Source organism: Aeromonas sp. QDB17 (assembly GCF_027705305.1).
In the GTDB taxonomy this organism is placed as follows: Bacteria; Pseudomonadota; Gammaproteobacteria; order Enterobacterales; family Aeromonadaceae; genus Aeromonas; species Aeromonas caviae.
In genome coordinates this window covers 62,636-89,267 of the sequence record NZ_JAPDBP010000016.1, presented here as the reverse complement: position 1 = coordinate 89,267, position 26,632 = coordinate 62,636, and the positions used below count along the sequence as shown (strand labels likewise).

At 63.0% G+C, this 26,632-nt stretch carries 22 protein-coding genes; 11 read left to right on the top strand and 11 right to left on the bottom strand.

Annotation, left to right across the window (positions count from 1 at the left end):
- The first annotated feature begins 4 nt into the window (after positions 1–4).
- Positions 5–394 (top strand): nuclear transport factor 2 family protein, encoded by a 390-nt coding sequence (locus OKC41_RS14340; protein ID WP_041214080.1) that lies wholly within the window; start codon positions 5–7, stop codon positions 392–394.
- Positions 395–449: 55 nt separating this feature from the next.
- On the opposite strand, the gene OKC41_RS14335 is transcribed toward OKC41_RS14340, so the two are convergent.
- The 4 genes from OKC41_RS14335 to OKC41_RS14320 form a co-directional block, all read right to left on the bottom strand.
- Entirely contained in the window at positions 450–1,142 is a 693-nt protein-coding gene (locus OKC41_RS14335; protein WP_103858166.1) for an AraC family transcriptional regulator, read from the bottom strand.
- Between the two features lie 138 nt (positions 1,143–1,280).
- Positions 1,281–1,922, bottom strand: a complete 642-nt coding sequence (locus OKC41_RS14330; protein WP_039039502.1) for a bifunctional 4-hydroxy-2-oxoglutarate aldolase/2-dehydro-3-deoxy-phosphogluconate aldolase — start codon at positions 1,920–1,922, stop codon at positions 1,281–1,283.
- A gap of 9 nt (positions 1,923–1,931) precedes the next feature.
- Positions 1,932–3,728, bottom strand: coding sequence for a phosphogluconate dehydratase (gene edd / locus OKC41_RS14325; protein WP_041212168.1), 1,797 nt, complete (start codon positions 3,726–3,728; stop codon positions 1,932–1,934).
- A gap of 60 nt (positions 3,729–3,788) precedes the next feature.
- On the bottom strand, positions 3,789–4,298 hold the full coding sequence (locus OKC41_RS14320) for a gluconokinase (RefSeq protein ID WP_039039504.1): 510 nt from the start codon (positions 4,296–4,298) through the stop codon (positions 3,789–3,791).
- 165 nt (positions 4,299–4,463) lie between these two features.
- Here OKC41_RS14320 and OKC41_RS14315 point away from each other — a divergent pair, with 165 nt between their 5' ends.
- From OKC41_RS14315 to OKC41_RS14300, 4 genes are all read left to right on the top strand, one after another.
- Positions 4,464–5,825 carry a GntP family permease gene (locus tag OKC41_RS14315; protein ID WP_270672111.1) on the top strand — a complete coding sequence of 454 codons (1,362 nt, stop codon included), beginning with the start codon at positions 4,464–4,466 and terminating at the stop codon, positions 5,823–5,825.
- 152 nt (positions 5,826–5,977) lie between these two features.
- Positions 5,978–7,327 (top strand): CDP-diacylglycerol--serine O-phosphatidyltransferase, encoded by a 1,350-nt coding sequence (pssA, locus tag OKC41_RS14310; protein ID WP_201895188.1) that lies wholly within the window; start codon positions 5,978–5,980, stop codon positions 7,325–7,327.
- A gap of 176 nt (positions 7,328–7,503) precedes the next feature.
- Positions 7,504–9,573 (top strand): ATP-dependent DNA helicase RecG, encoded by a 2,070-nt coding sequence (gene recG, locus OKC41_RS14305; RefSeq protein WP_201895189.1) that lies wholly within the window; start codon positions 7,504–7,506, stop codon positions 9,571–9,573.
- Between the two features lie 254 nt (positions 9,574–9,827).
- A complete protein-coding gene (locus OKC41_RS14300; protein ID WP_201895190.1) occupies positions 9,828–11,888 on the top strand; it encodes an AsmA-like C-terminal region-containing protein in 2,061 nt (686 codons plus the stop codon).
- Positions 11,889–11,934: 46 nt separating this feature from the next.
- On the opposite strand, the gene OKC41_RS14295 is transcribed toward OKC41_RS14300, so the two are convergent.
- Positions 11,935–12,843, bottom strand: coding sequence for a bifunctional GNAT family N-acetyltransferase/hotdog fold thioesterase (locus OKC41_RS14295; protein ID WP_201895191.1), 909 nt, complete (start codon positions 12,841–12,843; stop codon positions 11,935–11,937).
- Positions 12,844–13,016: 173 nt separating this feature from the next.
- Between OKC41_RS14295 and OKC41_RS14290 the strand changes: the two genes are divergently transcribed.
- On the top strand, positions 13,017–13,697 hold the full coding sequence (locus OKC41_RS14290) for a methyltransferase domain-containing protein (RefSeq protein ID WP_042865392.1): 681 nt from the start codon (positions 13,017–13,019) through the stop codon (positions 13,695–13,697).
- A 65-nt stretch (positions 13,698–13,762) separates the two neighbouring features.
- Here the strand turns inward: OKC41_RS14290 and dtd are convergent, their stop codons facing one another.
- The 3 genes from dtd to typA all read right to left on the bottom strand — a co-directional run bounded on the left by dtd (position 13,763) and on the right by typA (position 17,175).
- The gene (gene dtd / locus OKC41_RS14285; protein WP_010672529.1) at positions 13,763–14,200 is read right to left on the bottom strand and encodes a D-aminoacyl-tRNA deacylase; all 438 of its coding nucleotides are present in this window, start codon (positions 14,198–14,200) and stop codon (positions 13,763–13,765) included.
- Positions 14,201–14,326: 126 nt separating this feature from the next.
- Positions 14,327–15,199 carry a virulence factor BrkB family protein gene (locus OKC41_RS14280; RefSeq protein ID WP_039039511.1) on the bottom strand — a complete coding sequence of 291 codons (873 nt, stop codon included), beginning with the start codon at positions 15,197–15,199 and terminating at the stop codon, positions 14,327–14,329.
- A 164-nt stretch (positions 15,200–15,363) separates the two neighbouring features.
- A complete protein-coding gene (gene typA / locus OKC41_RS14275) occupies positions 15,364–17,175 on the bottom strand; it encodes a translational GTPase TypA (RefSeq protein WP_201895192.1) in 1,812 nt (603 codons plus the stop codon).
- A 350-nt stretch (positions 17,176–17,525) separates the two neighbouring features.
- Between typA and glnA the strand changes: the two genes are divergently transcribed.
- From glnA to add, 5 genes are all read left to right on the top strand, one after another.
- The gene (gene glnA / locus OKC41_RS14270) at positions 17,526–18,935 is read left to right on the top strand and encodes a glutamate--ammonia ligase (RefSeq protein WP_010672526.1); all 1,410 of its coding nucleotides are present in this window, start codon (positions 17,526–17,528) and stop codon (positions 18,933–18,935) included.
- A 192-nt stretch (positions 18,936–19,127) separates the two neighbouring features.
- Positions 19,128–19,697 (top strand): DUF4124 domain-containing protein, encoded by a 570-nt coding sequence (locus OKC41_RS14265; RefSeq protein WP_010672525.1) that lies wholly within the window; start codon positions 19,128–19,130, stop codon positions 19,695–19,697.
- Between the two features lie 86 nt (positions 19,698–19,783).
- A complete protein-coding gene (gene glnL / locus OKC41_RS14260) occupies positions 19,784–20,839 on the top strand; it encodes a nitrogen regulation protein NR(II) (RefSeq protein ID WP_010672524.1) in 1,056 nt (351 codons plus the stop codon).
- Between the two features lie 9 nt (positions 20,840–20,848).
- Entirely contained in the window at positions 20,849–22,267 is a 1,419-nt protein-coding gene (glnG, locus tag OKC41_RS14255) for a nitrogen regulation protein NR(I) (protein WP_161653472.1), read from the top strand.
- A 141-nt stretch (positions 22,268–22,408) separates the two neighbouring features.
- A complete protein-coding gene (add, locus tag OKC41_RS14250) occupies positions 22,409–23,410 on the top strand; it encodes an adenosine deaminase (RefSeq protein ID WP_167826427.1) in 1,002 nt (333 codons plus the stop codon).
- A 69-nt stretch (positions 23,411–23,479) separates the two neighbouring features.
- Here add and hemN read toward each other — a convergent pair whose 3' ends face one another.
- From hemN to yihI, 3 genes are read right to left on the bottom strand one after another with little or no spacing between them, the layout of a single operon-like run.
- On the bottom strand, positions 23,480–24,853 hold the full coding sequence (hemN, locus tag OKC41_RS14245) for an oxygen-independent coproporphyrinogen III oxidase (RefSeq protein ID WP_270672116.1): 1,374 nt from the start codon (positions 24,851–24,853) through the stop codon (positions 23,480–23,482).
- Between the two features lie 28 nt (positions 24,854–24,881).
- The gene (locus tag OKC41_RS14240) at positions 24,882–25,322 is read right to left on the bottom strand and encodes a DUF2489 domain-containing protein (RefSeq protein ID WP_039039514.1); all 441 of its coding nucleotides are present in this window, start codon (positions 25,320–25,322) and stop codon (positions 24,882–24,884) included.
- Positions 25,323–25,333: 11 nt separating this feature from the next.
- Positions 25,334–25,915, bottom strand: a complete 582-nt coding sequence (gene yihI / locus OKC41_RS14235; protein ID WP_039039515.1) for a Der GTPase-activating protein YihI — start codon at positions 25,913–25,915, stop codon at positions 25,334–25,336.
- Between the last annotated feature and the right edge of the window lie 717 nt (positions 25,916–26,632).

Genomic DNA, 26,632 nt, shown 5'->3' with positions numbered 1-26,632 from the left:
GACCATGCACCACACCGAACGATTGAAAGCCTGCCTGCAGCGCGTCATCTGTGATCCCGCCTTCCCCCTGGCGGAGCTCGACGCCTGGTTCACCCCCGACTACTGCCAGGAGGTGAACGGCGAGCGGCTCGACTACCCGGCGTTTCACCAGCACATCGCCACACTGCGCCGCCATCTGGCCGGGGCGAGCATCGAGTTTGTCGCCACCCTGGCGCAGGGGGAGCGGGTGCACTCGACCCATGTGGTACGGGCCACCCGCCAGGACGGCGGCACCCTGGTCTGCAAGGTGAGCGGCCTCTTCACCTTTCGCGGCGATCGGATCTGCCACACCGACGAGGTGACCTGTCTGCTGGCAGGCAGCAAGGAGGATGCGGATATCGGCTCGCGGCGCTGACTGCCGGCAACCCGCAGACACCGCCATGGCGGGCAGGAAGGCAGACGACGCGCCCTCAGGCCGCCGGTTCGCGCCGGGCGAGGCGCTGGAGGGCGCGGGACAAGGCGCCAGGATCCTCGTAGCCGAGCCGATCGGCGATCTGGGCCAGCGTGAGCCCCCGGTGCTGCAACTGGCGCGCCCGTCCCAGCACCACCTGCTCCCGCCACTGGCGAAAGCTGCACCCCAGCTGCTGGAGGAAGAGCCGGTTGAGGGTGCGCACCGAGGCGCCGCAATCTGCCGCCAGCGCCGTCAGCGTCAGATGGATGGCGGGTGCCTGGCACACCCTGTCCAGCACCCGCAGCAGGCGCGGGTCCAGCTCACCGGTGAGGGGAATGCGCGCCGCGAGCGGGTCGGCGCGCTCCAGCTCCTGGCCAAGCACCGTCAGATAGGCCCCCTTCACCTCCTCCTCGGCCAGCTCGGGCAGGCGGGCGAAGAGGCCCGCCAGCAGCGGGCTGACCTGCAAGGGGCCGAAGGCGGTGCGGGCCGACGTCGGCACATAGAGGAGGGAGAGCCGGGAGCGGCGCAGCACGCGAAACTCGTGCTCCCACCCCGCCGGAATAAAGCAGATCTGGCCCGCCACCAGCAGTTCTCCCTCCCCTCGCCCCGTGATGATGCCGCCCCCGTCGTGCAGATAGCAGTATTGGGCATGGGGGTGGCAGTGCAGCGCGGTGAAGTGCCCTTGCGGGTAGGATGGATGCAGACAGGACATGAAGGCTCCAGGGGAGAGGGGCGGCCCCCGACCTTAAGTCAGGGCGAGGCCGGAAGCAAACGCCCCACCCCCTCCGGGGGCGGAAAAACAGCAGGCCACCCGGGGGTGGCCTGTTTAATTTTTCTAAACGATATTTGCTTAGCGTTTAACCAATTCAACCGCTTCCCGGGAGAGGCGGGTCACCTCCTCCCAGTTGCCGCTCTTGACGGCGTCTGCCGGCAGCATCCAGGAGCCGCCGACGGTGGCCACACATTTCAGCGCCAGGTAGTCGGCCACGTTTTTCGGGCCGATGCCGCCGGTGGGGCAGAATTTCACCTGGGGCAGGGGCGCCGCGATGGCGGAGAGTGCCTTGGTGCCGCCGTTCGCCTCGGCCGGGAAGAATTTGAGGTGGTCGTAGCCTGCTTCCAGCGCCTGCATCACCTCGGACGGGGTGGCCACCCCCGGGATCAGCGGCGCCGTGCTCTTGGCCGCGTGGGCCAGCAGGGCCGGGGTCATGCCCGGGGAGATGACGAAGCGGGCACCGGCAGCGACGGCGGCATCAAACTGCGCGCAGTTGAGCACGGTACCGGCACCGACCATGGCATCCGGCATCGCCTTGGCGATGAGGGCGATGGCGTCCAGCGCCACCGGGGTGCGCAGGGTGATCTCGAACACCGAGATGCCGCCATCCAGCAGGGCCTTGGCCATCGGCAGGGCCTGCTCCAGGTCGTTGATGACCATCACGGGTACCAGGGGGGAGGCGGCAAACACCTCGGCAGGGGTCACTTTCCAGTTCTGCATAGCTCTTCCTTAGTCAAAGATGGTGGCGCCGCACTCGGCGCTCGATACCGCGCGACGCATCACGCTGAACAGTTCACGGCCCCACCCCTCTTGTTCCAGGGTGAGGTCGATCTCGGCCTGGGTACGGCCGCTCAAATCGGTCAGGCAGTCGAGGCGGCCAGACTCGGCATCCACCCGCAGCAGGTCGCCATCGGCGAGCAGGCCGATGGCCCCACCGTGCAGCGCTTCCGGGGTGACGTGGATGGCGGCCGGGATCTTGCCGGAGGCGCCGGAGAGGCGACCATCGGTGACCAGGGCCACCTTGTGACCCGCCTTCTGCAGGTTGCCAAGCACCGGCATCAGCTTGTGCAGCTCCGGCATGCCGTTGGCGGCCGGGCCGTTGTGGCGCACCACGATGACGGCGTCCTGGTTCAACTCACCGGCCTTGTAGGCCGCCTCCACCGCATGCTGGGAGGAGAAGACCCGGGCCGGGGCCTCGATGACCCGATACTCGGGCGCGACGGCAGAAACCTTGACCACGGCGCGGCCCAGGTTGCCCGCCAGCAGCTTGGTGCCGCCGGTGGCCTGGAACTCGCTGCCAGAGGGGGAGAGCACGCTCGGATCCGCGCTCTCGCCCACCGGTTGCCACACCAGCTTGCCATCCACCAGTGCCGGACGGCTGAGGTAGTCCTGCATCTCGCCGAAGACCGGGGTGGCATCCAGGTGGATCAGCCCCTCTTCGGCCAGACGACGCATCAGGCCGGGCACGCCCCCCGCCTGCTCGAAGGCGTTGACGTCCGCCGGGCCGTTCGGGTACATGCGCACCAGGAGCGGCACCACGTCGGAGAGATCGCTCAGGTCGTCCCAGGTCAGCTCCAGCCCGGCGGCGCGGGCCAGCGCCACCATGTGGATGCTGTGGTTGGTGCTGCCGCCGGAGGCAAGCAGGGCCACCAGGCCGTTGACCAGAGCGCGCTCGTCGATCACCGCACTCAGGGGGCGATAGGCCGGGGAGCCCGGGATCATGGCGCTGATGCGGCGGGCCGCTTCCTCGGTGAGGGCGCGGCGCAGCTCGCTGTGCGGATGCACGAAGGCGGAGCCCGGCAGCATCAGGCCCATGGCTTCGAACACCAGCTGGTTGGTGTTGGCGGTGCCGTAGAAGGTGCAGGTGCCCGCCGCGTGGTAAGCGCCGCACTCCATCTTGAGCAGGGCGTCGCGGCCCACTTCACCGGCAGCGTACTGCTGGCGCACCTTCACCTTCTCGTCGTTGCTGATGCCGCTCGCCATGGGGCCGGCAGGCACGAAGGCGGTGGGCAGGTGGGCGTGGGAAAGCGCCCCCATGATCTGGCCCGGGGCAATCTTGTCGCAGATGCCGAGCAGCAGGGTGGCGTCGAAGGTGTTGTGGGAGAGGGAGACCGCGGTGGCCTGGGCGATGAGATCCCGGGAGAAGAGGGACATGTCCATCCCCGGCTGGCCCTGGGTCACGCCGTCGCACATGGCGGGCACGCCGCCGGCGACCTGGGCGCTGTGGCCGAGCTCGGCCAGGGCGCCCTTGATGATGTCCGGGTAGCCCTGATAGGGCTGATGGGCACTCAGCATGTCGTTGTAGGCGGTGACGATGGCCACGTTGGCGCGGGTCATGTCGAGGATCCGCCCCTTCTCGTCACAGCTCGAGGCGGCCACGGCGTGGGCCAGGTTGCCGCAGGAGAGGGAGGCGCGGGTCTTGCCCTGATCGGCCTGGCGCTGGATGCGGGCCAGGAAGCGGGCACGGCGGGCGGTGCTGCGCTCGCGGATGCGGTTGGTCACCTGGGTGATCACGGGATGGGTCATAGCTTTCTCTCCAACTCTATATACGGGCGCGGTCGGCTGCAGCCGGGCGCGCGACATGGCTCATTGCGCCTGCGTCAGCGCGGTGACGGCACGGTCGACCACCTGTTCGAAGGTCCCGTCGATATCGATGCGAAACACGCCGGGCTCGCCATCCGGTCGCTCCAGGGTATCAAACTGGCTTTGTACCATGGCTTCGCGCATGAAGTGGCCCTGCCGAGCCCGCATCCGTTCGAGAATGAGGGACTGGCTGCCATCCAGAAACAGGAAACTCACCGAGTCGTTGCCCTCGCGGATCTGGTCGCGGTACTGCTTCTTGAGGGCCGAGCAGACGATGACGCCGAGCTCGTTCTTGCGCTCCAGGCTGTAGGCCGCATCGCGGATCCGTTCCAGCCAGGGGGCCCTGTCTTCATCGTTGAGCGGGTTGCCCGCCGCCATCTTCTGGATGTTCGCGCGAGGGTGCAGATCATCGCCGTCGATGAACTTGGCCCCCAGGGCATTGGCCACCTTGAGGCCGATGCTGGACTTGCCGCTGCCACACACACCCATCACGATAATGCACTTGCCCGCCATTATTTGACCTCTCTCTCACTTTTCAAAAAACGTTCGCCTGATGGGTTCTAAGCTACCACGTTACCGGTAACATGTTACCGGTAACGTTTCGCAATGTGAAGTGCAGCACAGAAATGTGCAGAACAACAACTAGAACCATTTGAGGACAATTTTATGGACGGAGCAATGAACACACCTGATGTCACCTATCTGCTCTCGGTAGCGGGCGGAGCCATTGTCATGTTGCTGGTGCTGATCATGCGATTCAAGGTACATGCCTTCGTGGCATTGACCCTGGTCAGCATGCTGACGGCCCTGGCCACCGGGGTCACCTATGACCAGGTGATCCCCACCATGCTGACCGGTTTCGGCGGCACCCTGGCCTCGGTCGCGCTGCTGGTCGGCCTCGGTGCCATGATAGGCCGGATCCTGGAGATGACGGGGGGCGCCAAGGTACTGGCCGATACCCTGATCAACCGCTTCGGCTCCCACCGCGCCCCCTTCGCGCTCGGTGTGGCCTCCCTGCTGTTCGGCTTCCCGATCTTCTTCGACGCCGGCCTCATCGTCATGCTGCCCATCATCTTCAGCGTGGCGAAGCAGTTCGGCGGCTCCGTCCTCAAGTATGCCCTGCCCTCCGCCGGCGCCTTCGCGGTGATGCACGCCTTCCTGCCGCCCCACCCGGGCCCGGTGGCCGCCAGCGAGCTGCTGGGTGCCAACATCGGTCTGCTCACCGTCGTGGGCCTGCTGGTCGCGCTGCCCACCTGGTATCTGGGTGCTTACCTGTTCGGGCTCTGGTCCGGCAAGAAGTTTGAGCTGCCCCTGCCCCCGAGCTTCACCGCCAGTGCCGAGCAGATCTCCGACAAGGCGCCGAGCTTCGGCCAGGTGCTCTCCATCCTGCTGCTGCCGCTGGTGCTCATCTTCATGGATACCGGCCTCAATACCCTGGGCGTCATGGGCGTCATCGACAAGGGTGCGGACTGGGTCAACGTGCTGCGCATGGTCGGCAAGACCCCGGTCGCCCTGCTCATCACCGTGCTGTATGCCCTCTGGATGTTCCGCCAGAGCCAGGGCAAGGTGCAGCTCGAGAAGTTCTGCAACGACGCCCTGGCCCCGGTCTGCGCCGTCATCCTGGTCACCGGTGCCGGCGGCATGTTCGGCGGCGTATTGCGGGCGAGCGGCATCGGCACCGCGCTGGCCGACGTGCTCTCCGATACCGGCATGCCGGTGATCCTCGCGGCCTTCCTGGTGTCCGCCGCGCTGCGGGTTGCCCAGGGTTCCGCCACCGTGGCCCTGACCACCACCGCCGCCCTGATGGCGCCGACTGTGGCCGCCACCACCGGCCTGAGCGAGCTGGACCTGACCTTCATCGTCATCGCCATCGCCGGGGGTGCCACCGTGCTCTCCCACTTCAATGACTCCGGCTTCTGGCTGGTCAGCCGCTTCCTCAACATGGACGAGAAGACCACCCTCAAGACCTGGACCGTGATGGAGACCCTGCTCGGTACCATCGCCTTCCTCATCGTGGCCACGGCCAGCGCCATCCTCTGACGGAAACACATCGGGGCCGCATCCGTCGGCCCCGATGTGATATTGCACCGACTTTTTACGGATTCTTGCTTGGGCCCATCGCCACAGATTGCTAGAATTGCCTATTCTTCGCCCCGAGTGGAACGCTTCATCCCGTGATTTCAGGCTTCTCTATGCATTCATCGGCACATTATCGACAGTTGCTGACCCGCTTACCCCAGATCGCGGTTGCCGCGGATCAGTTCCAGATACTCAGCAGCGCCAAAGACTTCAAGAGCCGGATCCTGTCGCTCATCGCCCATGCGACCCAGCGCATCTATCTGATCGCGCTCTATCTGCAGGATGACGAGGCGGGACGGGAGATCCTCTCCGCCCTCTATGCCGCCAAGCAGCGCAATCCCTCTCTCGACATCAAGGTGTTCGTCGACTTCCACCGCGCCCAGCGCGGCCTGATCGGCAAGGGCAAGCAGGGAGGCAACCACCTGATGTACCAGGCCATGGCCGCCAGCCACCAACACCAGATCGAGATCTACGGCGTGCCGGTCAAGGGCCGCGAGCTGCTCGGGGTGCTGCACCTCAAGGGCTTCATCTTCGACGACACCCTGCTCTACTCCGGCGCCAGCCTCAACGACATCTACCTGCACCAGCAGGAGCGCTACCGCTTCGATCGCTATCACCAGATCCACAGCCCGGCACTGACCCGCAGCATGGTCAACTACGTGGATGACGTCTTCCTCGGCAGCGAGGCCGTCCAGCGGCTGGATCGCACCGGCATTCCCGGCGCCAAGCAGCTCAAAGGACCGATCCGCCGCTTCAAGCAGCGCCTGCGCCTCTGCCAGTACCGCTTCGAGAGCATCCAGCCCAACGATCGGGAGATCGCCGTGACCCCCATGGTGGGCCTGGGCAAGCGGGGCAACCAGCTCAACCGGATGATCCGCAACCTTGTGCGGGCTACCGAGCGGGAGATCTTCATCTGCACCCCCTACTTCAACCCCCCCAAGGAGTTGAACAAGGACGTGGAGGCGCTGCTCAAACGCGGCTGCAAGGTGACCATCGTCGTGGGCGACAAGACCGCCAACGACTTCTTCATCCCCCCGGAGGAGAAGTTCTCCACCATCGGCGGTCTGCCCTATCTCTACGAGACCAACTTGCGCAAGTTTGCCGAGCGCAACCAGCACTACATCGACAACGGCCGGCTCAACCTCATGCTCTGGTGCTGCGAGAAGAACTCCTATCACCTCAAGGGGATCTTCGTGGATGAGGAGTGGGCCCTGCTCACCGGCAACAACCTCAATCCCCGAGCCTGGGCGCTGGATCTGGAGAACGGCCTGCTGGTACACGACCAGCACCATCACCTGCGCGAGCAGTTCAGTGCGGAGCGGGAGAACATCCTGGCCCACACCCGCCGCATCAGTCACTTCGACCAGATAGAGCAGATCAAGGATTACCCGGATCAGGTGCGCAAGCTGCTGGCCCGGATCCACAGGGTCAAGGCTCACCTCCTGCTCAAGCGCATCATCTGACCGCCAGGGCGCCCCGTCAGTGAAAAGGCCTGCCGTTTCCGGCAGGCCTTTTTCATGGATGACCCTCCCCCCGCTCCCTTGCCCACCAGCCCGGAACGGCACAACGCGGCTTGCATCGAGGCCGCAACAACCCCTATCATCTGGACATATTTACAGTGTTTTCGGGCATCTAATTGATGAAATTGGATAAAATCTCCCTCGACAGCCTCAAGGGTGTCGGCAGCAAGATGCTGGAGAAACTCGAGCGGCTGGGGCTGGCCACGGTACAGGATCTGCTGTTCCACCTCCCCCTGCGCTACGAGGACCGCACCCAGGTGTGGCCCATCGGCGATCTGCCGCCCGGCCTGCACGGTGCCGTCGAGGGCGAGATCCAGGACACCCAGCTGGTGATGGGGCGCCGCCGCATGCTGGTGTGCCGTATCAGCGACGGCACCGGCAGCCTGACCCTGCGCTTCTTCAATTTCACCGCTGCCCAGAAAAACAGCCTGGCTCAGGGCCGCCTTATCCGCTGCTTCGGCGAGACACGTCCCGGCAAGTACGGCCTGGAGATGGCCCACCCCGAGTACAAGCTGCTCGGCGAGGAGCAGGCCGGCCAGACCGAAGAGGCCCTCACCCCCGTCTACCCCACCACAGAGGGGCTGCGCCAGCTCACCCTGCGCAGCCTCACGGATCAGGCCCTGGCCCAGCTCGACCTCTACGGGGTCGAGGAGCTGCTGCCTGCCGGCCTCTATCCCCAGCAGATCGATCTGGCCGCGGCCCTGAAGCTGCTGCACCGCCCGCCTCCCTCGGTGGCGCTGGCCCTGCTCGAGAGCGGCCAGCACCCGGCACAGCAGCGGCTGGTACTGGAAGAGCTGCTGGCCCACAACCTCTCGGTCTTGAAGGTACGCGCCCAGGCTCAGAACCAGCTCGCCCGCGCCCTCAAACCCGCACCCGAGCTGGTCCGGCAGCTGCTCGGCGCCCTGCCGTTCACCCCCACCGGCGCCCAGAGCCGGGTGGTGGCGGAGATCGGCCGGGATCTGCAGCAGAGCCACCCCATGATGCGGCTGGTGCAGGGGGACGTGGGCTCAGGTAAAACGCTGGTCGCGGCGCTGGCCGCCCTGCAGGCCATCGGCAACGGCTGCCAGGTGGGGCTGATGGCCCCGACCGAGCTGCTGGCCGAACAGCACGCCATCAACTTCGCCAGGTGGCTGGAGCCGCTCGGCATCAAGGTGGGCTGGCTGGCGGGCAAGCAGAAGGGCAAGGCGCGGGAAGAGGCGCTGGCCGCCATCGCGGACGGCAGCGTCAAGATGGTGGTGGGCACCCACGCCATCTTCCAGGAGCAGGTGGTATTCCAGCGCCTCGCCCTGGTCATCATCGATGAACAGCACAGGTTCGGCGTGCATCAGCGCCTCGCCCTGCGAGAAAAAGGAGAGCGGGAAGGGGTGCATCCCCACCAGCTCATCATGACCGCCACCCCCATCCCCCGCACCCTGGCGATGACCGCCTATGCGGACCTCGACACCTCCATCATCGACGAGCTGCCGCCGGGCCGCACTCCCATCACCACGGTCGCCCTGCCGGACAGTCGCCGCCAGGATGTGATCGAGCGGGTGAGGCTCGCCTGCGAGGAGGGCAAGCAGGCCTACTGGGTCTGCACCCTGATCGAGGAGTCGGAGGTGCTGGAGTGCCAGGCCGCCGAAGACACTGCCGCCGAGCTGCAAACCCTGCTGCCCGGCCTGCACATCGGCCTGGTACACGGCCGGATGCGACCGGTCGAGAAACAGCGGGTGATGGAGGAGTTCAAGGCGGGCATACTGCAACTGCTGGTCGCCACCACCGTCATCGAGGTGGGGGTGGACGTGCCCAACGCCAGCCTGATGATCATCGAGAACCCGGAGCGACTGGGGCTGGCGCAGCTGCACCAGCTGCGCGGCCGGGTCGGGCGTGGCTCGGTGGCCTCCCACTGCGTGCTGCTCTATCATGCCCCCTTGTCCAAGACGGCCCAGAGCCGCCTCGGGGTGCTGCGGGAGACCAACGACGGCTTTCTCATCGCCCAGCGGGATCTGGAACTGCGCGGCCCAGGCGAGCTGCTCGGTACCCGCCAGACCGGTCTGGCCGATCTCAAGATCGCCGACCTGGTGCGCGACCAGCCGCTCATCCCTCAGGTGCAGAAGATGGCGCGCTTCCTGATGGACAAACACCCGGCGCATGTCGAGCCCCTGATCCGCCGCTGGCTGGGCCTGCGAGACCACTACTCCAATGCTTGACCAAGGCAGATGCAGAAGAGGGTCACCTTGCCTGATGGATAAACACACGAGCCATGTCGAGCCCCTGATCCGCCGCTGGCTGGGCCTGCGAGACCACTACTCCAATGCTTGACCAGGGCAGATGCAGAAGAGGGTCACCTTGCCTGATGGATAAACACCCGAGCCGTGTCGAACCCTTGATACGATGCTGGCTCGGTCTACGGGATCACTACTCGAATGCCTGACCAAGCAACAGAAACAGGAGGAAAGCACTGATGAATTCCTGGCTGCGCGGCCTGCTCTACACCTTTGCCTTCCTGCTGCTCTTTATCTGGGTCGGTCTCGGCCTGTTCGATGCCGAGCGCGCCAAAGGCCCCATCGCCAACTGGCTCAGCCAGCAGACCGGGGTGCCCGTCACCATAGGCCGGCTGGTGTTCAATCCGCTGCACCCCTACACCCTGCTGGCGGAACAGGTGCGCTATGGGGATGCGGTACAGCTGGAAAAACTCTATCTGGAGATCGAGCACATCGACTGGTTGAACCGGGATGTGCGCATCGCCCACCTAGACCTCATCCGTCCTGTCATCAAGCTGCCGCTCCCCAACCAGTTGCCAAGCCTGCCGGTTCACTCCCTCACCATCAGCGACAGCACCATCGACAACCTGAACCTGCAGAGCGAGGCCCTGACCCTGCGCGGCCTCAGTGCGTCCCTGAGTGACTGGGAACTGATCGACCCGAGACGTCAGCCCCAGGCCAACCTCACCCTGGGCATCAACCAGCTGGAGACCCCCATGTTCACCCTGGCCCGTCTCAGCCTAAAGGGGCGGCTGGAGGGGCAGGTGCTCAGTACCGACAGACTGACCACCAACCTGTTCGACGGCCTGCTCGAGACCGGCATGGTGCTGAACTGGCCAGAGCGCAGCCTGCAACTGCACGCTCTCAAGGCCCGCGCCATGCGACTCGAGCTTGGTGACATCCCCCCTGGCGAGTTCCCCCTGCGCCGCATCACCCTGGACAGGGGTCAGCTTGCCCAGGTGAGCATCAATGCCATCGATCAGGAGCTCTCCCTCAACAACTTCAACGGCCAGCTCACCGCCTTCGACTGGCAGGCGGGCAGCCAGCCCAGCGGCTATCTGGCAGGCACCCTGGGCGACATGGGCCGCGGCCTGTTCCAGCTTGAGGCCGTCGAGGGCAAGCTCGCCTTCTCCCCCCGGCAGTTGGATGCCGAGCTGCGGGGCAAGGCATACGAAGGGGAGTTCAACGTCGAGCTGGCCCTCGACACCCAGCAGCAGAAGCTCACCCTGAAGGATCTGGCCCTGAGCGGCATGGACATCAGTTTGCCCCAGGGGTGGTGGCAGGATTGGCAGGGCTGGCGCCCGCAACAGATCGACATCCGCAAACTGGCCTTCGACAAGCTCAAGGTGCTCTCTTTCGACGACACCCTGCCCCTCTCCCTGACCGGCTGGCAACTCTACCTGAACGATCTCGCCCTGCGGGGCAACCAGCCAGGCCCCCTGCTGGGACGTGCCCGCATCGAGAGCAAGTGGTTCGAGCTGGTGTGGGACGGTCTCAGTGCCCGCAACGGCACCCTGGATGGCGAGCTGACCCCCAGCTCCTGGCAGCTCAACACCCTCGTCACCTCCCTGCCCGACGAGGGCTCCCTCAACCTGAGCGGCCAGTGGGGCAGGACGCCCGGGCAGGAGAGCCGTCTGCAGTTGCAGGGCAAGCAGCTGGATCTGGAGCAGTGGGGCAAGTTGCTGCACTCCCCCGTCTCCTTCGCGGGCAAGGTGGATCTGGCGGCAGATCTGCAGGCCGACCTCAACGGGCAGCCCGGCGAGCAGACGGCCAACTGGCGCCGGACCCTTCAGGGCAGCCTGAGCCTGGAGAGCAAGGATCCCTTCTGGGACAAGGTCGGCATCGACCCCCTGCTGGATGACTGGTTCAGGGAGCAGACCCCCCCCGATCTGACACCGCAGACGCTGTGGCAGGCGATGCAACGCGGAGACACCCCCTTCTATCAGATCAAGCTGGATGCCAGGGCGGAGCAGGGCAAGGTGCGGATCGAGCAAGGCGGTGCCTCCACCATCACCCACCTGCTGGCGCTGCAAGGGGGTGTCGACCTGGCCGCAGACCAGTGGCAGCTCGACCTCGGGGTCCTGAACAAGGGGCGCTGCGCCGAGCTGCTCGCCCGCTGGCGCGGCCCCCTCAATGCGCCCGACCTGGGCTGGAGTTTCCCCACGGGACAGGACGCCTGTGGCTGGGAGGCGGGTGTGCGCTACCCCGCCCAGGGACGAAGCGGCCCGCTCTGGCGCCCACGGCCACCGGCCGCCCAATAACGAACAAGGCCTCGCGAAGAGGCCTTGTTGCTGTGAACATCAGGGATCAGCGTGCGCCGCGCTTGATGGGCAGTACCACGTACTGACCGACAAACTCCACCGCCAGCTTGCGGCCGCTGAACAGCTGCACCCGCAGGCTGAATTTGGCGGACTCTCCGCCCCTCAGCGGCTCGAGCACGGCGGGCATGCCCTCCCGGGCCACCCGCGCCTCCGGTTCTTCGCTCACCGGCCGGTAATACTTGATGTTGCCCTCGGCCAGCACGGTATCCCCTCCCAGCCCTGCCTCCTTGAGCTGCAACCAGATGAGACCCCAGCCCGCCAGCACGCACTGGCTGTAGATGCTGCCGGCGAACATGGTGTCGTGGACGTTGAGATTGGCCGCCAGGTTGGCCTTGAGGTGGAAGGTCTGGCCATCGTAGTGGGTGATGTGCACCCCCATCTTCTCGCTGATGGGAATGCCCAGCGACCAGCGGGTGGTGAGATCCTGGCACCACTCCGGACGGTACTGGATGGTCTGCATGGGACTCAGGGACTTGATCATCTGGCGGTGAGGGATGCGGCCGAAGGAGACGGGGCCTTCCCCTACCTCGAGGAAGCCGCAGCGGCGATAGAACTCCACCGCCTCCTGGCGGGCGTTCATCACCAGCCGTTTCACCTTCTCGTCGCGGGCAAGCTGCTCGAGATCTTCCACCATGCGGGCGCCCAGCCCCTGGCCGCGAAATTCGGGTCGCAGCGCCATAAAGCGGATTTGGGCTTCATCGCCGCCCACAAAGAGGCGACCCACGGCGATGGGCGTTCCGTCGGGTGAGAGCATCAGCCGGTGAATGGCGACGGTATCGTACTCGTCACGCTCGGAGCCAAGGGGCAGATTGAAGGGTTTGCGCAGTAGTTCCCAGCGCAACTGATAGTAAGCATCCAGCTCCGCTGGTGTTTCTGGGGTGACTACCCGGTACATAAAGCGATCCTTGAGTGTGCGCCGACTGGCAGATGGAAGGACTGACGCAACCATTTCTCCCGGCGCAGCCTGTAGTAGGTATCCAGCTCGGCTGCCGTTTGGGGGGTGACCACCCGGTACATAACAACATCCTTGAGTTACACTGGTCGAAAGCCATCTTGCCGTGCAAATTCATGGACTTCAATCTGCAAGCGTACCAAGCCGATCACTTATTGCACCTCAGTGCCAAACCCGAACGCCGCGTTTCGGTGCTTGAAAATGCCCGTCATCGCTGGCTGGAAATGGACGGCGTGGTGCAATCCGCCATGAGCCTCCACCAGCCGGCCCGCCTCTGTCTGCCTCATCAACGGAGCATCGCGGAGCAGTTGCCAAAGCAGGCAAGCCGGATCCTGGAGCTGGGGCTGGGCGGAGGGGATCTCACCCGTCACCTGGCGGCACGCTGGCCCGATGCCCACCACGACTGCGTGGATCTGGATGCCGAGATCCTCACCCTGTTCCAGCAGTTCTTCCTCCCCTCGTCAGGGGGCTCGCCTCGGCTGCATCACGCCGATGCGCTGCACTTCCTGCACCAGAGCCAGGAGAGCTACGATCTGGTGCTGCTGGATTTGTTCAGCCAGGACGGCAACCCCCTGCTGCTGTTCCAGGCCCCGCTCTATCAGGCGCTGGCCAGCCGCCTGAGCGGCACCCTCATCATCAATCTGCTGCCCCGCACCCGGCTCGAACAGGCACAGGCTCTGCGATTGGCAGAGGAGTGGATAGGCCCGACCCGCGTCCACGACGTGCCCGGCTACCGCAACGTCATCCTGCACGCGACCCGTCAGCATGGCCAGGGCGGGCGAGCACCGGCAGGGTGAAGAACCTGCGAAGTGTGCAGGCATCGCGTCCTGCCCTCCGGTGAGGCCCGCTCTGCCTGCCACCCTTATACCTGCAGCCAGAAGGTAACGGGGCCATCGTTGAGCAGCCTGACCTTCATGTCGGCGGCGAAGCGGCCGGTTTCGGTCGGCACACCGCTCTCCCTGGCGCGAGCCACGAAGTACTCATAGAGTCGCTCTGCATCTGCGGGATGGGCGCCACCGGAGAAGCTGGGTCTCATCCCCTTGCCGGTATCCGCCGCCAGGGTGAACTGGGAGACCACCAGCAGGCTGCCGCTCACCTGGCTCACGTTGAGGTTCATCTTGCCGTTCTCGTCCGAGAAGATGCGATAACCGCTCACCTTGTGCAGCAGTTTGTCCGCCTTGGCCTCGTCATCCCCCTGCTCCACCCCGAGCAGCACCAGCAACCCCTGGCCGATGGCCCCGGTCACCTCTCCCTCTACCGTTACGCTGGCCTCGCTGACCCGCTGAATCAGTGCAATCACATCCCTCTCCTCTCAAAACAGCACGACCGCCCATCCTGCGGGATGAGCGGTCGTCGATGCTACCAATAAATGCCCTGCCCGGGCCAACGCCTTTGTGTCGGGATCCGGTGTGATGGCCGGCCGGCGTCAGGCCAGTTCCTCTGCACCGGGCTTCTCGTACTCCCCGAGGCAGGCGGTGGTCTCGGCCCCCAGCAACACCACCAGCCAGCTCAGATACACCCAGACGAACAGGATGGGAATGGTCGCCAGGGCGCCATAGATGGCCTGGTAGGAGGGGAAGTTGGTGATGTAGATGGCAAAGCCGCGCTTGGCCAGCTCGAACAGGGTGGCCGCCACCAGGGCACCGATGAAGGCGTGGGTCAGCCGCACGCGGCAGTTGGGCACCACGGTATAGATCAGCAGGAAGGTGAGCACGGAGAAGAGGAACGGCAGGCTGCGCAGCAGCAGATAGCCGATACCGAACAGGCTGTCAGCCGCGAACAACCTGAGCGAGAGAATGTAGGAGGAGATGGCGATGCTGGCCCCGATGAGCACGGGGCCCAGGGTCAGGATCATCCAGTACATGGCGAATGCCTGGGCCAAGGGCCGGCTTCGGGTGGATCGCCAGATGTAGTTGAGGTTCTTGTCGATGGCCGAGATGAGCATCAGGGCCACCACGATCAGGGCACCGATACCGACGGCCGTGGTGTTGGTGGCGTTGGCCACGAAGCCGTCGATGTACTCCTTGAGCATCTCGCCGGCGGTGGGGACGAAGTTGTGATAGACGAACTGCTCCATCGCCTGCTTCAGGCTCTGGAAAACCGGAAAGGCCGACATCATGCCGAACACCACGGCGATCATGGGCACCAGGGAGAGCAGGGTGACATAGGCCAGGTAACCGGCGGTCACCGTCAATCTGTCCTGCTGGAAACGGCCCCAGACAAACTGGGCGAAGTGGGCACCATCGTGGCGCAAGAAGGAGAGTGCATGGGCCAGACGGCCGCGGATCTGCTGCTGCATCTTGTTTCTCGTAAGCGTGATCATGCAGACATTGTGTCAGATAGGGTGGTCATTTGGCCACCCGCAGACCGGCCTGATGCGCCTCCATCCAGCTCAGGCCCCATGAGCCCATAAAAAAAGAGGCCTTAAGGCCTCTCTTTGGTCTGTCGATGAACAGCTATCGATCAAGCACGACCGGCGCGCTTGCGATCCAGTTCGGTCAGCAGCTTTTTACGGATACGGATGGCTTTCGGGGTGATCTCCACCAGCTCGTCGTTGTCGATGAACTCCAGAGCCTGCTCCAGGGTCATGCGGATCGGCGGAGTCAGCACCTGGGCTTCGTCGGTACCGGAGGCACGCATGTTGGTCAGCTGCTTGCCTTTCAGGCAGTTGACGGTCAGGTCGTTGGAGCGGGAGTGGATCCCGATCACCTGGCCTTCGTACACTTCGGTCGCGTGACCGATGAACAGACGACCGCGGTCTTGCAGACCGAACAGGGCGAAGGTCAGGGCCTTGCCGGTGGCGTTGGAGATCAGCACACCGTTCTGACGCTCACCGATGCTGCCACCCTTGTGCGGACCGTAGTGGTCGAAGGTGTGGTACAGCAGACCGGTACCAGAGGTCATGGTCAGGAACTCGGTCTGGAAGCCGATCAGACCACGGCTCGGGATGATGAAGTCCAGACGGACGCGACCCTTGCCATCCGGGGTCATGTTGGTCATCTCGCCTTTACGCAGGCCGAGCTGCTCCATCACGGAACCCTGATGCGCTTCTTCCACGTCCACAGTGACGGTTTCGAACGGTTCTTGCAGTTCGCCATTCACGGTACGCAGGATTACTTCCGGGCGGGATACCGCCAGTTCGTAACCTTCGCGACGCATGTTTTCGATCAGGATGGAGAGGTGCAGTTCACCACGGCCGGAGACGCGGAACTTGTCCGGATCTTCGGTCTCTTCCACGCGCAGGGCCACGTTGTGGACCAGTTCCTGGTTCAGACGCTCCAGAATGTTGCGGGAGGTGACGAACTTGCCTTCTTTACCGGCGAACGGCGAGGTGTTGACCTGGAAGGTCATGTTCACGGTCGGCTCGTCAACGGAGAGCGGCGGCAGGGCTTCGACGGCACTGTTGTCACAGATGGTGTCGGAGATCTTCAGCTCGCCCAGACCGGTGATGGCGATGATGTCGCCCGCTTGCGCGTCGGTCACTTCGGTACGGGACAGGCCCAGGTAGCCCAGCACCTGACCGACCTTGCCGGTACGCGGTTTGCCGTTGGCACCGACGATGGTGACCTGCTGGTTGGTCTTGACGCGACCACGAGTGATGCGGCCGATACCGATGACGCCCACGTAGGAGTTGTAGTCCAGCTGGGAGATCTGCATCTGGAAGGCACCGTCAACGTCGCCCTTCGGGGCTTCCACGTTGTCGACGATGGCCTGGAACAGGGGTTCCATGTTCTCGGACGGGACGTCCTGATCCAGGGTGGCCCAACCGTTCAGTGCAGAGGCGTAAACAACCTTGAAGTCCAGTTGCTCATCGGTGGCACCCAGGTTGTCGAACAGATCGAAGACCTGATCCATTACCCAGTCAGGACGAGCACCCGGACGGTCGATCTTGTTGATGACCACGATGGGCTTCAGACCCTGGGAGAACGCCTTCTGGGTCACGAAACGGGTCTGCGGCATCGGGCCGTCAACGGCGTCGACCAGCAGCAGCACGGAGTCAACCATGGAGAGCACGCGCTCAACTTCACCACCGAAGTCGGCGTGACCCGGGGTATCCACGATGTTGATGCGGTAGTCGTTCCAGCGGATCGCAGTGTTCTTGGCGAGAATGGTGATGCCACGTTCCCGTTCCAGATCATTGGAGTCCATGATCCGTTCCTGACCTTCGCTGGTGCGATCCAGAGTGCCGGATTGCTGCAGCAGCTTATCAACCAGAGTCGTTTTGCCGTGGTCAACGTGCGCAATAATCGCAATATTGCGTAAATTCTCTAACATTCTCGCCTCAAATCACCGGGTAAAATTGGGCGCTAATTGTACTCTCGCCTTTGTGATCTGCCTAGCAGAATTGCAACACATTCACGCACAACAAAGGATCAGGATCATGGACCCCGCAGCAAAAGGCTGCTTAGATGGCCTGGATACGCTGGCGCACCATCTCGGTGCACCAAAACGATCCAAGGTTGCACCACTTTAATGCAGCAACCGGCATGAGAACGGGTTTCTCGACAGCCTGAAACGGTGCAAGTGCCCTGAAATCAAGCTGTCACAAACTTGGCACGATACTGGCTTATGTGAATGTGACGACGCATTCACCCAAAGAGTTTTAACACCGGAGGTTACTTAGCATGTCAGCCCAGAACGTTTTGGCCCTGATCCAGGAACACGAAGTCAAGTTTGTTGATCTGCGTTTTACCGACACCAAGGGTAAAGAGCAGCACGTATCCATCCCTTCCCACCAGGTTGACGAAGACTTCTTCGAAGACGGCAAGATGTTCGATGGTTCCTCCATCGGCGGCTGGAAGGGCATCAACGAGTCTGACATGGTGCTGATGCCTGACCCGGCTTCCGCCAAACTGGACCCGTTCACCGAAGAGACCACTCTGAACATCGTCTGTGACGTGCTGGAACCCGCCACCATGCAAGGCTATGACCGCGATCCGCGCTCCATCGCCAAGCGTGCCGAAGATTTCCTGAAGTCCAGCGGCATCGCTGACACCGTGCTGTTCGGGCCGGAGCCGGAATTCTTCATGTTCGACAACATCACCTTCTCCAACACCATGGGCCACAGCTTCGTGAAGATCGAATCCGAAGAAGCTGCCTGGAACTCCGGTACCGACTACGAGCACGGCAACAAGGGTCACCGTCCGTTCGTCAAGGGTGGTTACTTCCCGGTTGCCCCGGTTGACTCCTCCCAGGACATCCGTGCCGCCATGTGCCTGGTGCTGGAAGAGATGGGCCAGGTCGTCGAAGCTCACCACCACGAAGTGGCGACCGCCGGTCAGAACGAGATCGCAACCCGCTTCAACACCCTCACCCTGAAGGCTGACGAAGTACAGGTACTGAAGTACGTGATCCACAACGTGGCCCACGCCTACAACAAGACCGTCACCTTCATGCCGAAACCCATGTTCGGTGACAACGGCTCCGGCATGCACTGCCACCAGTCCCTGGCCAAAGACGGCGTCAACCTGTTCGCAGGCGACCTGTACGGCGGTCTGTCCGAGATGGCACTGCACTACATCGGCGGCATCATCAAGCACGCCAAGGCCATCAACGCCTTCGCCAACCCGACCACCAACTCCTACAAGCGTCTGGTGCCGGGCTATGAAGCACCAGTCATGCTGGCCTACTCCGCCCGCAACCGTTCTGCCTCCATCCGTATCCCGGTCGTGCCGAGCCCGAAAGCCCGCCGCATCGAAGTACGCTTCCCGGATCCGGCTGCCAACCCGTACCTGGCCTTCGCTGCCCAGCTGATGGCCGGTCTGGACGGTATCATCAACAAGATCCATCCGGGCGATGCCATGGACAAGAACCTGTACGATCTGCCGCCGGAAGAAGCCGCTGAAGTCCCGACCGTTGCCGGTTCCCTGGACGAAGCGCTGTCCGCACTGGATGCAGACCGTGAGTTCCTGACCCGTGGTGGCGTGTTCAGCGATGACTTCATCAACTCCTACCTGGAACTGAAACAGCAGGATGTTGACCGCGTGCGCATGACCCCGCACCCGCTGGAGTTCGAGCTGTACTACTCCGTCTAATCCGCTTTCCCATGACAAACCCGCCATCTGGCGGGTTTTTTTTCATTCTGGCAACGGAAATACCGCCGAACGGGCACGATCGTGCAGAAAGATGATCCCGTTCACGGAGCCGTACCACCCTCGGCTGTTCACACCCCGACCCCGTGGTTTTTCTCTGATAGGATTAAGGTGAACCCCGTCAAGGAGAGATGGATGAACACTGTACCCTGGCTGCTGAGCCTCCTGCTGATGGCCTCCTGTTCCGCACAGGCCGCCCGCGTCTACTCCTGGGTCGATCCCCAGGGGGTGACCCACTACACCGATGCCCCTCCTCCCGGCAAGAGCGCAAAAGAGGTAGACCTGCGGGTCTCGCCGCTCATCGGCACCGCCCCCCACTCGGTCCAGGTGGACAACTTCAACAGCCTGACCGGTGTCGATGCCAGGAAAGCCCTGGAAGCCGCCCCTCTGGAGATCGACCTCATCTCTCCGGAACCGGGCAGCACATTGCGCGACAATACCGGCAACATCGTCTTCCAGGGCGAGATCTCTCCCCAGGTCCCGGTGCAATACGATGTGCGCCTGATCCTGAACGGCAAGGCGGTGCCCCTGGTTCACAACAGCCTGGCCATACGGGTGGAAAACCTCGATAGGGGCGCTTACGAGGCACGGCTCGAGTTGCTCGCCAAAGACGGTACGATCCTTGCTAAATCTAAGCCAACCACCTTTTACCTGCACAGGGCGTCGGTGAATCAGGCTCCCAGAGCCGCCCCCAAGGCCAATTAGGGGTGATGTGACGCACCGATGCGGGTAAACTTGATGCACTATATTGGTGCATTCTAGGTGTGCAGCACCGTTTTAGGGAGAAACCTGTGCCAACCCGCTCGGACAACGCCAAGACACTCTTGGACAATCTGCTGACCGCCGTCATTCTCATGGATGAACGTCTCTGCATTCAATTCGTCAACCCGGCGGCAGAGCAGCTGCTTTCCCTCAGCGAACGACGACTGATCGGCATCGAACTGCCCCACCTGCTGGAACACATCTCTCTCGATCTGCAGCGTTTCAAACAGTGCCTCATTTCGGGGCAGGGCTTCACCGACAGCGAAGTCACCCTGGTGGTGGAGGGGGAGCCCAGGCTGGTAGAGATCAGCGTCAGCCCCATGGCCGATCATGAACAGCGACTGATGGTGGTAGAACTGCGCAAGATCGATCAGCAGAAGAAGATCAGCCAGGAGCTGCAGCAACACGCCCAGCAGCAGGCCGCCAAGGAGCTGGTGCGCGGCCTGGCGCACGAGATCAAGAACCCCCTGGGGGGATTGCGCGGCGCGGCCCAACTGCTGCAAAAGGAGTTGCCCGACCCGGCCTTGCGTGAATACACCGGCATCATCATCGAGCAGGCCGATCGCCTACGGGTGCTGGTCGACAGGTTGCTCGGTCCCCAGCGTCCCGGCCGTCACCAGATGCACAACGTTCACTCCGTGCTGGAGCAGGTGCGCCGTCTGGTGGACCTGGAGCTGCCGCCGCAGATCCGCATCGAGCGGGACTACGACCCCAGCATCCCCGAATTCGAGATGGAATCGGACCAGCTGCAACAGGCGTTCCTGAACATAGTGCGCAACGCCGCCGAGGCCCTTGGGGATCAGGACGGCCTCATCCGCATCAAGACGCGCACCGCCTTCCAGATCACCATCCATGGCCAGCGCTATCGCCTGGCGGCCGAAATCAAGATCATCGACAACGGCCCCGGCATTCCCGACGCCATTCGCGACACCCTCTTCTACCCCATGATCACCGGCAAGGAAGGGGGAACGGGCCTGGGCCTCTCCATCGCCCAGAACCTGATCGATCAGCACAAGGGTCGCATCGACTGCATCAGCTGGCCGGGCCACACCGAATTCACCATTTATCTACCACTTCGCAAATAAGGGAACCTCATGACAGCAAAAGTGTGGATCGTCGATGACGACAGCTCCATCCGGTGGGTTCTGGAGCGCACCCTTGGCAGCGAAGGCTTCGAATGCGAAAGTTTCGCCGACGGCGAAGCCCTGCTGAGTTCACTGGAGATGCGCTCACCGGACGTGATCCTCTCGGATATCCGCATGCCGGGCATCGACGGCCTGAGCCTGCTGGAGCAGATCCATCGCCGCCAGGCCGATCTGCCCATCATCATCATGACGGCCCACTCGGACCTCGACAGCGCGGTCAACGCCTACCAGCGCGGTGCCTTCGAATACCTGCCCAAGCCGTTCGACATCGACGAGGCGGTCACCCTGGTACGCCGGGCCGAGAACCACCTCAAGGAGCAACGTACCAAGCGCAAGGCTCGCCAACAGGAAGCCACCACCACCCCGGAGATCATCGGCGAAGCCCCTGCCATGCAGGAGGTGTTCCGCGCCATCGGCCGGCTGTCGCGCTCCAGCATCTCGGTGCTCATCAACGGCCAGAGCGGTACCGGCAAGGAGCTGGTTGCCCATGCCCTGCACAAGCACAGCCCCCGGGCCCACAAGAACTTCATCGCCCTCAACATGGCGGCCATCCCGAAAGATCTCATCGAATCCGAGCTGTTCGGTCATGAGAAGGGGGCCTTCACCGGTGCCAACAACATTCGTCACGGCCGCTTCGAACAGGCCGATGGTGGCACCCTGTTTCTCGACGAAATAGGCGACATGCCGCTGGACGTGCAGACCCGGTTGCTGCGGGTACTGGCGGACGGGCAGTTCTACCGGGTTGGCGGCCACCAACCGGTGCAGGTGGATGTGCGGATCATTGCCGCCACCCACCAGAATCTGGAGAAGCGGGTCGCCGACGGCGAGTTTCGGGAAGACCTGTTCCACCGCCTCAACGTCATCCGCATCCATATTCCGGCCCTCAAGGAGCGCCGGGAGGACATCCCCCAGCTGGCCCAGCACTTCCTGCTGCGAGCCGCCAAGGAGCTGAACGTGGAGGCCAAGAGCCTGCACCCGGATACCCAGGCCTACATCAGCCGCCTGCCCTGGCCGGGCAACGTGCGCCAGCTGGAGAACGTCTGCCGCTGGCTGACGGTGATGGCCTCGGGCCAGGAGGTGCTGGTAGGCGATCTGCCCACCGAGCTGCTGACCCCCATCACCAGCACCGCCGAGCCGGGCCAGCCCGCCCTGACCGGTGGCTGGCAGCAGCAGTTGCAGGACTGGGTGGCCGCCAAGCTGGCGCTGGGGGAGACCGATATCTTGGCGGATGCCATGCCCCAGTTCGAACGGATCATGCTGGAGACGGCACTGGATCACACCCACGGTCACAAGCAGGAGGCAGCCCGCCTGCTCGGCTGGGGCCGCAATACCCTGACCCGCAAGCTCAAGGAGCTCGACATTCCCTGAGCCCGCGGGAAAAACGATTCCCATCACGCCTTGAGGGAAAGCCTGACCAATCACACCCCGTTTGCTTGCAAACGGGGTATCTTTTTCAGGCGCCCCGCCTAGAATGGCAGGCTTTCCAACCCGACTCGCAGAAGGTGCCCCATGATTGACAGATCCCTCCCCCTGACCGACCTGCATCGCCATCTGGATGGCAACATCCGCCCGCAGACCATTCTCGAGCTGGGACGTCAGCACAACATCCGACTGCCAGCCGATGAGCTGGAGGCCCTGCGCCCGCACGTGCAGATCGTCGAGAACGAGCCGAGTCTGGTGGCCTTCCTGAAGAAACTGGACTGGGGCGTGGCCGTGCTGGCCGACTACGATGCCTGCCGCCGGGTCGCCTACGAAAACGTGGAAGATCTGCTGCGTGCCGGGATCGACTATGCCGAGCTGCGTTTCAGCCCGGCCTACATGGCGATGACCCACAAACTGCACCCGCAGGGCGTGGTCGAAGCCATCATCGACGGTGTGGCCGCAGGCAGCCGTGACTTCGGCATCAAGACCAATCTCATCGGCATCATGAGCCGTACCTTCGGCACCGAGCAGTGCAAGCAGGAGCTGGATGCCTGTCTGGCTCATCGCGATCGCCTGGTCGCCATCGATCTGGCCGGCGACGAACTGGGCTTCCCGGGCGAGCTCTTCACCGACCACTTCCGCCGGGTGCGGGATGCAGGCATGCGGGTCACCGTGCACGCCGGTGAAGCCGCCGGCCCCGAGAGCATGTGGCAGGCCATTCGCGAGCTGGGAGCCGAGCGCATCGGCCACGGCGTCAAGGCCATCCAGGATCCGGCCCTGATGGCCTATCTGGCCGAACACCGCATCGGCATCGAGTCCTGCCTCACCTCCAACCTCCAGACCACCACAGTGGCGAGTCTGGCCGATCACCCGATCCGCCAGTTCCTGGCGGCCGGCGTGCTGGCCTGCCTCAATACCGACGATCCGGCGGTGGAGGGGATCGACCTGCCTCACGAATACGAGGTGGCTGCCCCCGCTGCCGGCATGACGGTGAGCGAAATCCGCACCGCCCAGCAGAACGGCCTGATCCTGGCCTTCCTGAGCGAAGCCGAGAAGGCCGAGCTGAGTGCCCGTGCGGCTCAACGCTGAGCAAGGGTAAAACCCAATAAAAAAACCGCCGAAAGGCGGTTTTTTTATTGTCCCACGACATTGCCCGGCCTAGATCACCCGGGAGAACTGCTGCTGGCGCGCCTTGCTGCGCAGGTAGACATCGAAGCACATGCAGATGTTGCGGATCAGCAGCTGACCGGTGGAGACCACCTCCAGCCCCTCTTCGGTCATGCGCACCAGACCGTCGTCGATGAAGGTCTGCAACAGCTTGAGATCCTCGGCAAAATACTCCTTGAACACCAGGCCGTGGGCCTGCTCCACAGCGGCGAAGTTCAGGGAAAAATCGCAGATGAGGCGCTTGATCACCTCACGACGGATCAGATCGTCCCGATTGAGGGAGCACCCCTTCCACTGGGCATGGCCCAGTGACTCGACCTGGGCATAGTAGGTTTTGAGATCCTTCTGGTTCTGGGAATAGGCATCCCCCATCATGCTGATGGAAGAGACCCCCAGCCCCAGCAGATCGCAATCCCCCTGGGTGGTATAGCCCTGGAAGTTGCGATGCAGCTTGCCCTCGCGCTGGGCGACGGCCAGCTCGTCATCGGGCTTGGCAAAGTGGTCCATGCCGATGAACTGATAACCCTGGCCGGTCAGGAAGGCAATGGTGTCCTGCAGCATGGCCAGCTTCTCCTGCGGCGCCGGCATGTCCGCTTCTTTCAGCTTGTGCTGGGCGGCAAAACGGCTCGGCAGGTGGGCATAGTTGAAGATGGAGAGGCGGGCCGGGTCGGTCTTGAGCACCTCTTCCAGGGTGTGATGGAAGCTCTCCCGGTTCTGGTGCGGCAGACCGTAGATGAGATCCAGATTGGTGGAGCGGAACCCCAGCTCGCGGGCACGAACCAGCATGGCGCGGATGAAGTCGTTGTCCTGCTCCCGATTGACCGCGACCTGGACCGCCTTGTTGAAGTCCTGAACGCCAAGGCTGATGCGGTTGAAACCGAGCTCCCGCAGCACATCCAGCATGGACAATTCGATCTCGCGGGGATCCACCTCGATGCTGATCTCCCCCTCCTCGGCGAAGTGGAAGTGCTCCCGCAACATGGCCATCAGGCGACGAGTCTGGGGGTCGCTCAGATAGGTGGGTGTGCCGCCACCCCAGTGCAGCTGGGTGACCAGTCTCTCCTTGAACAGGGGGGCCTGGGCCTTGATCTCCTGTTCGAGGTAGTCGAGGTATTGATCTGCCTTGTGCTGGTGCCGGGTAATGACCTTGTTGCAGCCGCAGTAGTAGCAGAGCTTGTGACAGAAGGGGATGTGCACGTAGAGCGACAGATTGCGTGCAGGATACTGGCCCGCTGCCTGGACAAAGTCCGGATAGCCGAACCCCTCGTTGAACTCCAGCGCAGTGGGATAGGAGGTATAACGCGGACCACTGTAGTTGTATTTTTCGATCAGGGCCTGATCCCACACAATCTGTTCTGCTTGCACGCTTGCTTCCTCTGTCTTTGTCATGGGCTCACCGGCTTAACTGAAAATCCTTCAGTCTGGCGACATCCTCAAGGATCTGCGCCTCCAGCTCGGCCTCGTAGCCGCTGCGTTCGAGATCCATCTTCATCACTTCATTGCGCTTGAGTGCCCGCCTCGCCTCATGGGTCGGCATCTCCTTCACCTTCTCATAGAGGCCGTAGAGCCCCGGGAACTCGGTGGCAAAGGCGCGGCCCCCCTTTATTTGCAAGGCATCCAGCAGATTGGTCAGCCGGATGGCGCCTTCTGAGTAGTCGCACTGACCATCTCGTACCGCGTGGGCGATCACCCTGACACTCTCCAGAATCCGCTCGTTGCGGGCCGCAATGGCGTGCTGCTGCATCTCTTGCTGGCGTTTGAGACGCGCCATCAGGGTGCCGGCATAGACGGCAAGCCCCAGCAAAATCAGGCCACCCAACAGGGCGGCCAGCATCCATCCACTCATCACTTTTTCTTCGGCTCGGGTTTGGCTTCAGGCTGGTAGTCCGCCTGAGAGAAACGCTCCCACAGCTCCTCTTCGGAGGCAGGCTGACTCGGCTCATCAAAATCGGCATCATCAAAATCCATGTCGCCATCTTCGTCATCGTCGTTGTCGATGATGCCGAGCTCGTCCATCAGCTCCTGATAACGGTCAACCCGCTGATCGACCCATGCCTGCTCTGCGGCCTCCAGGGTTTCACCGGCATCCAGACGATCCAGCAAGGCATTGAGGCGATCATCATTCTCGATGGACGCCAGCTCCTGCTCGGGGGTCATCACCACCCGCTTCTCTTTCGCAGGCTTGGTCGCCACCGGCTTGCTGCCCTTCTCGTCGGCAATCAGCGCGATGGGCTTGCGAGAGCCGATGCGTGGATCCTTGGCCTGCTTGGAGCCGCTCTTTTTGCCCGCCTGCTCGACCTGTTGGCGGGAGCCCGCCTTCAGGCCCTTGCGCTTGGCGGCGCGCTTGCGCTCACGACCTTCCTGAGCACTGGCATCTGATTCTTTGCGCTTGCCGGTAGGCTTGCGGTTGGGTTGTTTGGCCGACATGAATGACTCCGACAAATAACTGAATGGAACCCCCCGGAGCGTGTCGTCCGGGGAGGATGCTGAAGCGGGGAACAGTAAATATGGAACAAGAGTGGGATCCCGCACCAATTCGACCACGTTGGGTCGCTGAACACCGCAGGATCGGCATCCTCTGGGCATGTTGCTGGTATTTTGACACAGAATGTCTTGGCGGGTTAATGACCCAATAGAAAAAAGGCAGCCGAAGCTGCCTTTTTCCATCATGCGAGTTCCATTCCCTGGTAGCCAATCGCCTTATCCCTGGGCGAACCACGGCGCATCATTTCGTTGGATCATCCTGATCCTTATTGACCAGTCCTGAGTGTGCGTGTGTTTGTTTGTCTAACCCAAACCGGCGACATCCTGCCTCCCATCGGGGTGGTTGCCTCCCGCAGCCCCGCTCATCCCTGGCGGTCACCATCCTGGCTTTTTGCATCTATTGCTCATCGCATGCTCCGAGCCGACATCCTGTCAAACCGAAGACGGGTCTTGCACCCTCTCTCCGGCCAATCCTTGCTGCCTACTGTAACTTCTTCGCCGGATGACTCAATCAACCAAAGCACATTTCGAACTGGTACAAAGTGATGTTCTATTTCTTAATTCATTGAAAAATAAAATATAAAAAAATATACGTGAGCAATCTTTCAGACACGACCAGCCCCGTATATAGAAGATCTCTTACAGCAACGCAGGCTGTTT

Excerpts from the sequence above, each read along its gene's own strand:
- OKC41_RS14340 (WP_041214080.1), top strand. The coding sequence starts at position 5 with ATGCACCACACCGAACGATTGAAAGCCTGCCTGCAGCGCGTCATCTGT.
- OKC41_RS14335 (WP_103858166.1), bottom strand. The coding sequence starts at position 1,142 with ATGTCCTGTCTGCATCCATCCTACCCGCAAGGGCACTTCACCGCGCTG.
- OKC41_RS14330 (WP_039039502.1), bottom strand. The coding sequence starts at position 1,922 with ATGCAGAACTGGAAAGTGACCCCTGCCGAGGTGTTTGCCGCCTCCCCC.
- edd (WP_041212168.1), bottom strand. The coding sequence starts at position 3,728 with ATGACCCATCCCGTGATCACCCAGGTGACCAACCGCATCCGCGAGCGC.
- OKC41_RS14320 (WP_039039504.1), bottom strand. The coding sequence starts at position 4,298 with ATGGCGGGCAAGTGCATTATCGTGATGGGTGTGTGTGGCAGCGGCAAG.
- OKC41_RS14315 (WP_270672111.1), top strand. The coding sequence starts at position 4,464 with ATGAACACACCTGATGTCACCTATCTGCTCTCGGTAGCGGGCGGAGCC.
- pssA (WP_201895188.1), top strand. The coding sequence starts at position 5,978 with ATGCATTCATCGGCACATTATCGACAGTTGCTGACCCGCTTACCCCAG.
- recG (WP_201895189.1), top strand. The coding sequence starts at position 7,504 with ATGAAATTGGATAAAATCTCCCTCGACAGCCTCAAGGGTGTCGGCAGC.
- OKC41_RS14300 (WP_201895190.1), top strand. The coding sequence starts at position 9,828 with ATGAATTCCTGGCTGCGCGGCCTGCTCTACACCTTTGCCTTCCTGCTG.
- OKC41_RS14295 (WP_201895191.1), bottom strand. The coding sequence starts at position 12,843 with ATGTACCGGGTAGTCACCCCAGAAACACCAGCGGAGCTGGATGCTTAC.
- OKC41_RS14290 (WP_042865392.1), top strand. The coding sequence starts at position 13,017 with ATGGACTTCAATCTGCAAGCGTACCAAGCCGATCACTTATTGCACCTC.
- OKC41_RS14280 (WP_039039511.1), bottom strand. The coding sequence starts at position 15,199 with ATGCAGCAGCAGATCCGCGGCCGTCTGGCCCATGCACTCTCCTTCTTG.
- typA (WP_201895192.1), bottom strand. The coding sequence starts at position 17,175 with ATGTTAGAGAATTTACGCAATATTGCGATTATTGCGCACGTTGACCAC.
- glnA (WP_010672526.1), top strand. The coding sequence starts at position 17,526 with ATGTCAGCCCAGAACGTTTTGGCCCTGATCCAGGAACACGAAGTCAAG.
- OKC41_RS14265 (WP_010672525.1), top strand. The coding sequence starts at position 19,128 with ATGAACACTGTACCCTGGCTGCTGAGCCTCCTGCTGATGGCCTCCTGT.
- glnG (WP_161653472.1), top strand. The coding sequence starts at position 20,849 with ATGACAGCAAAAGTGTGGATCGTCGATGACGACAGCTCCATCCGGTGG.
- add (WP_167826427.1), top strand. The coding sequence starts at position 22,409 with ATGATTGACAGATCCCTCCCCCTGACCGACCTGCATCGCCATCTGGAT.
- OKC41_RS14240 (WP_039039514.1), bottom strand. The coding sequence starts at position 25,322 with ATGCTGGCCGCCCTGTTGGGTGGCCTGATTTTGCTGGGGCTTGCCGTC.
- yihI (WP_039039515.1), bottom strand. The coding sequence starts at position 25,915 with ATGTCGGCCAAACAACCCAACCGCAAGCCTACCGGCAAGCGCAAAGAA.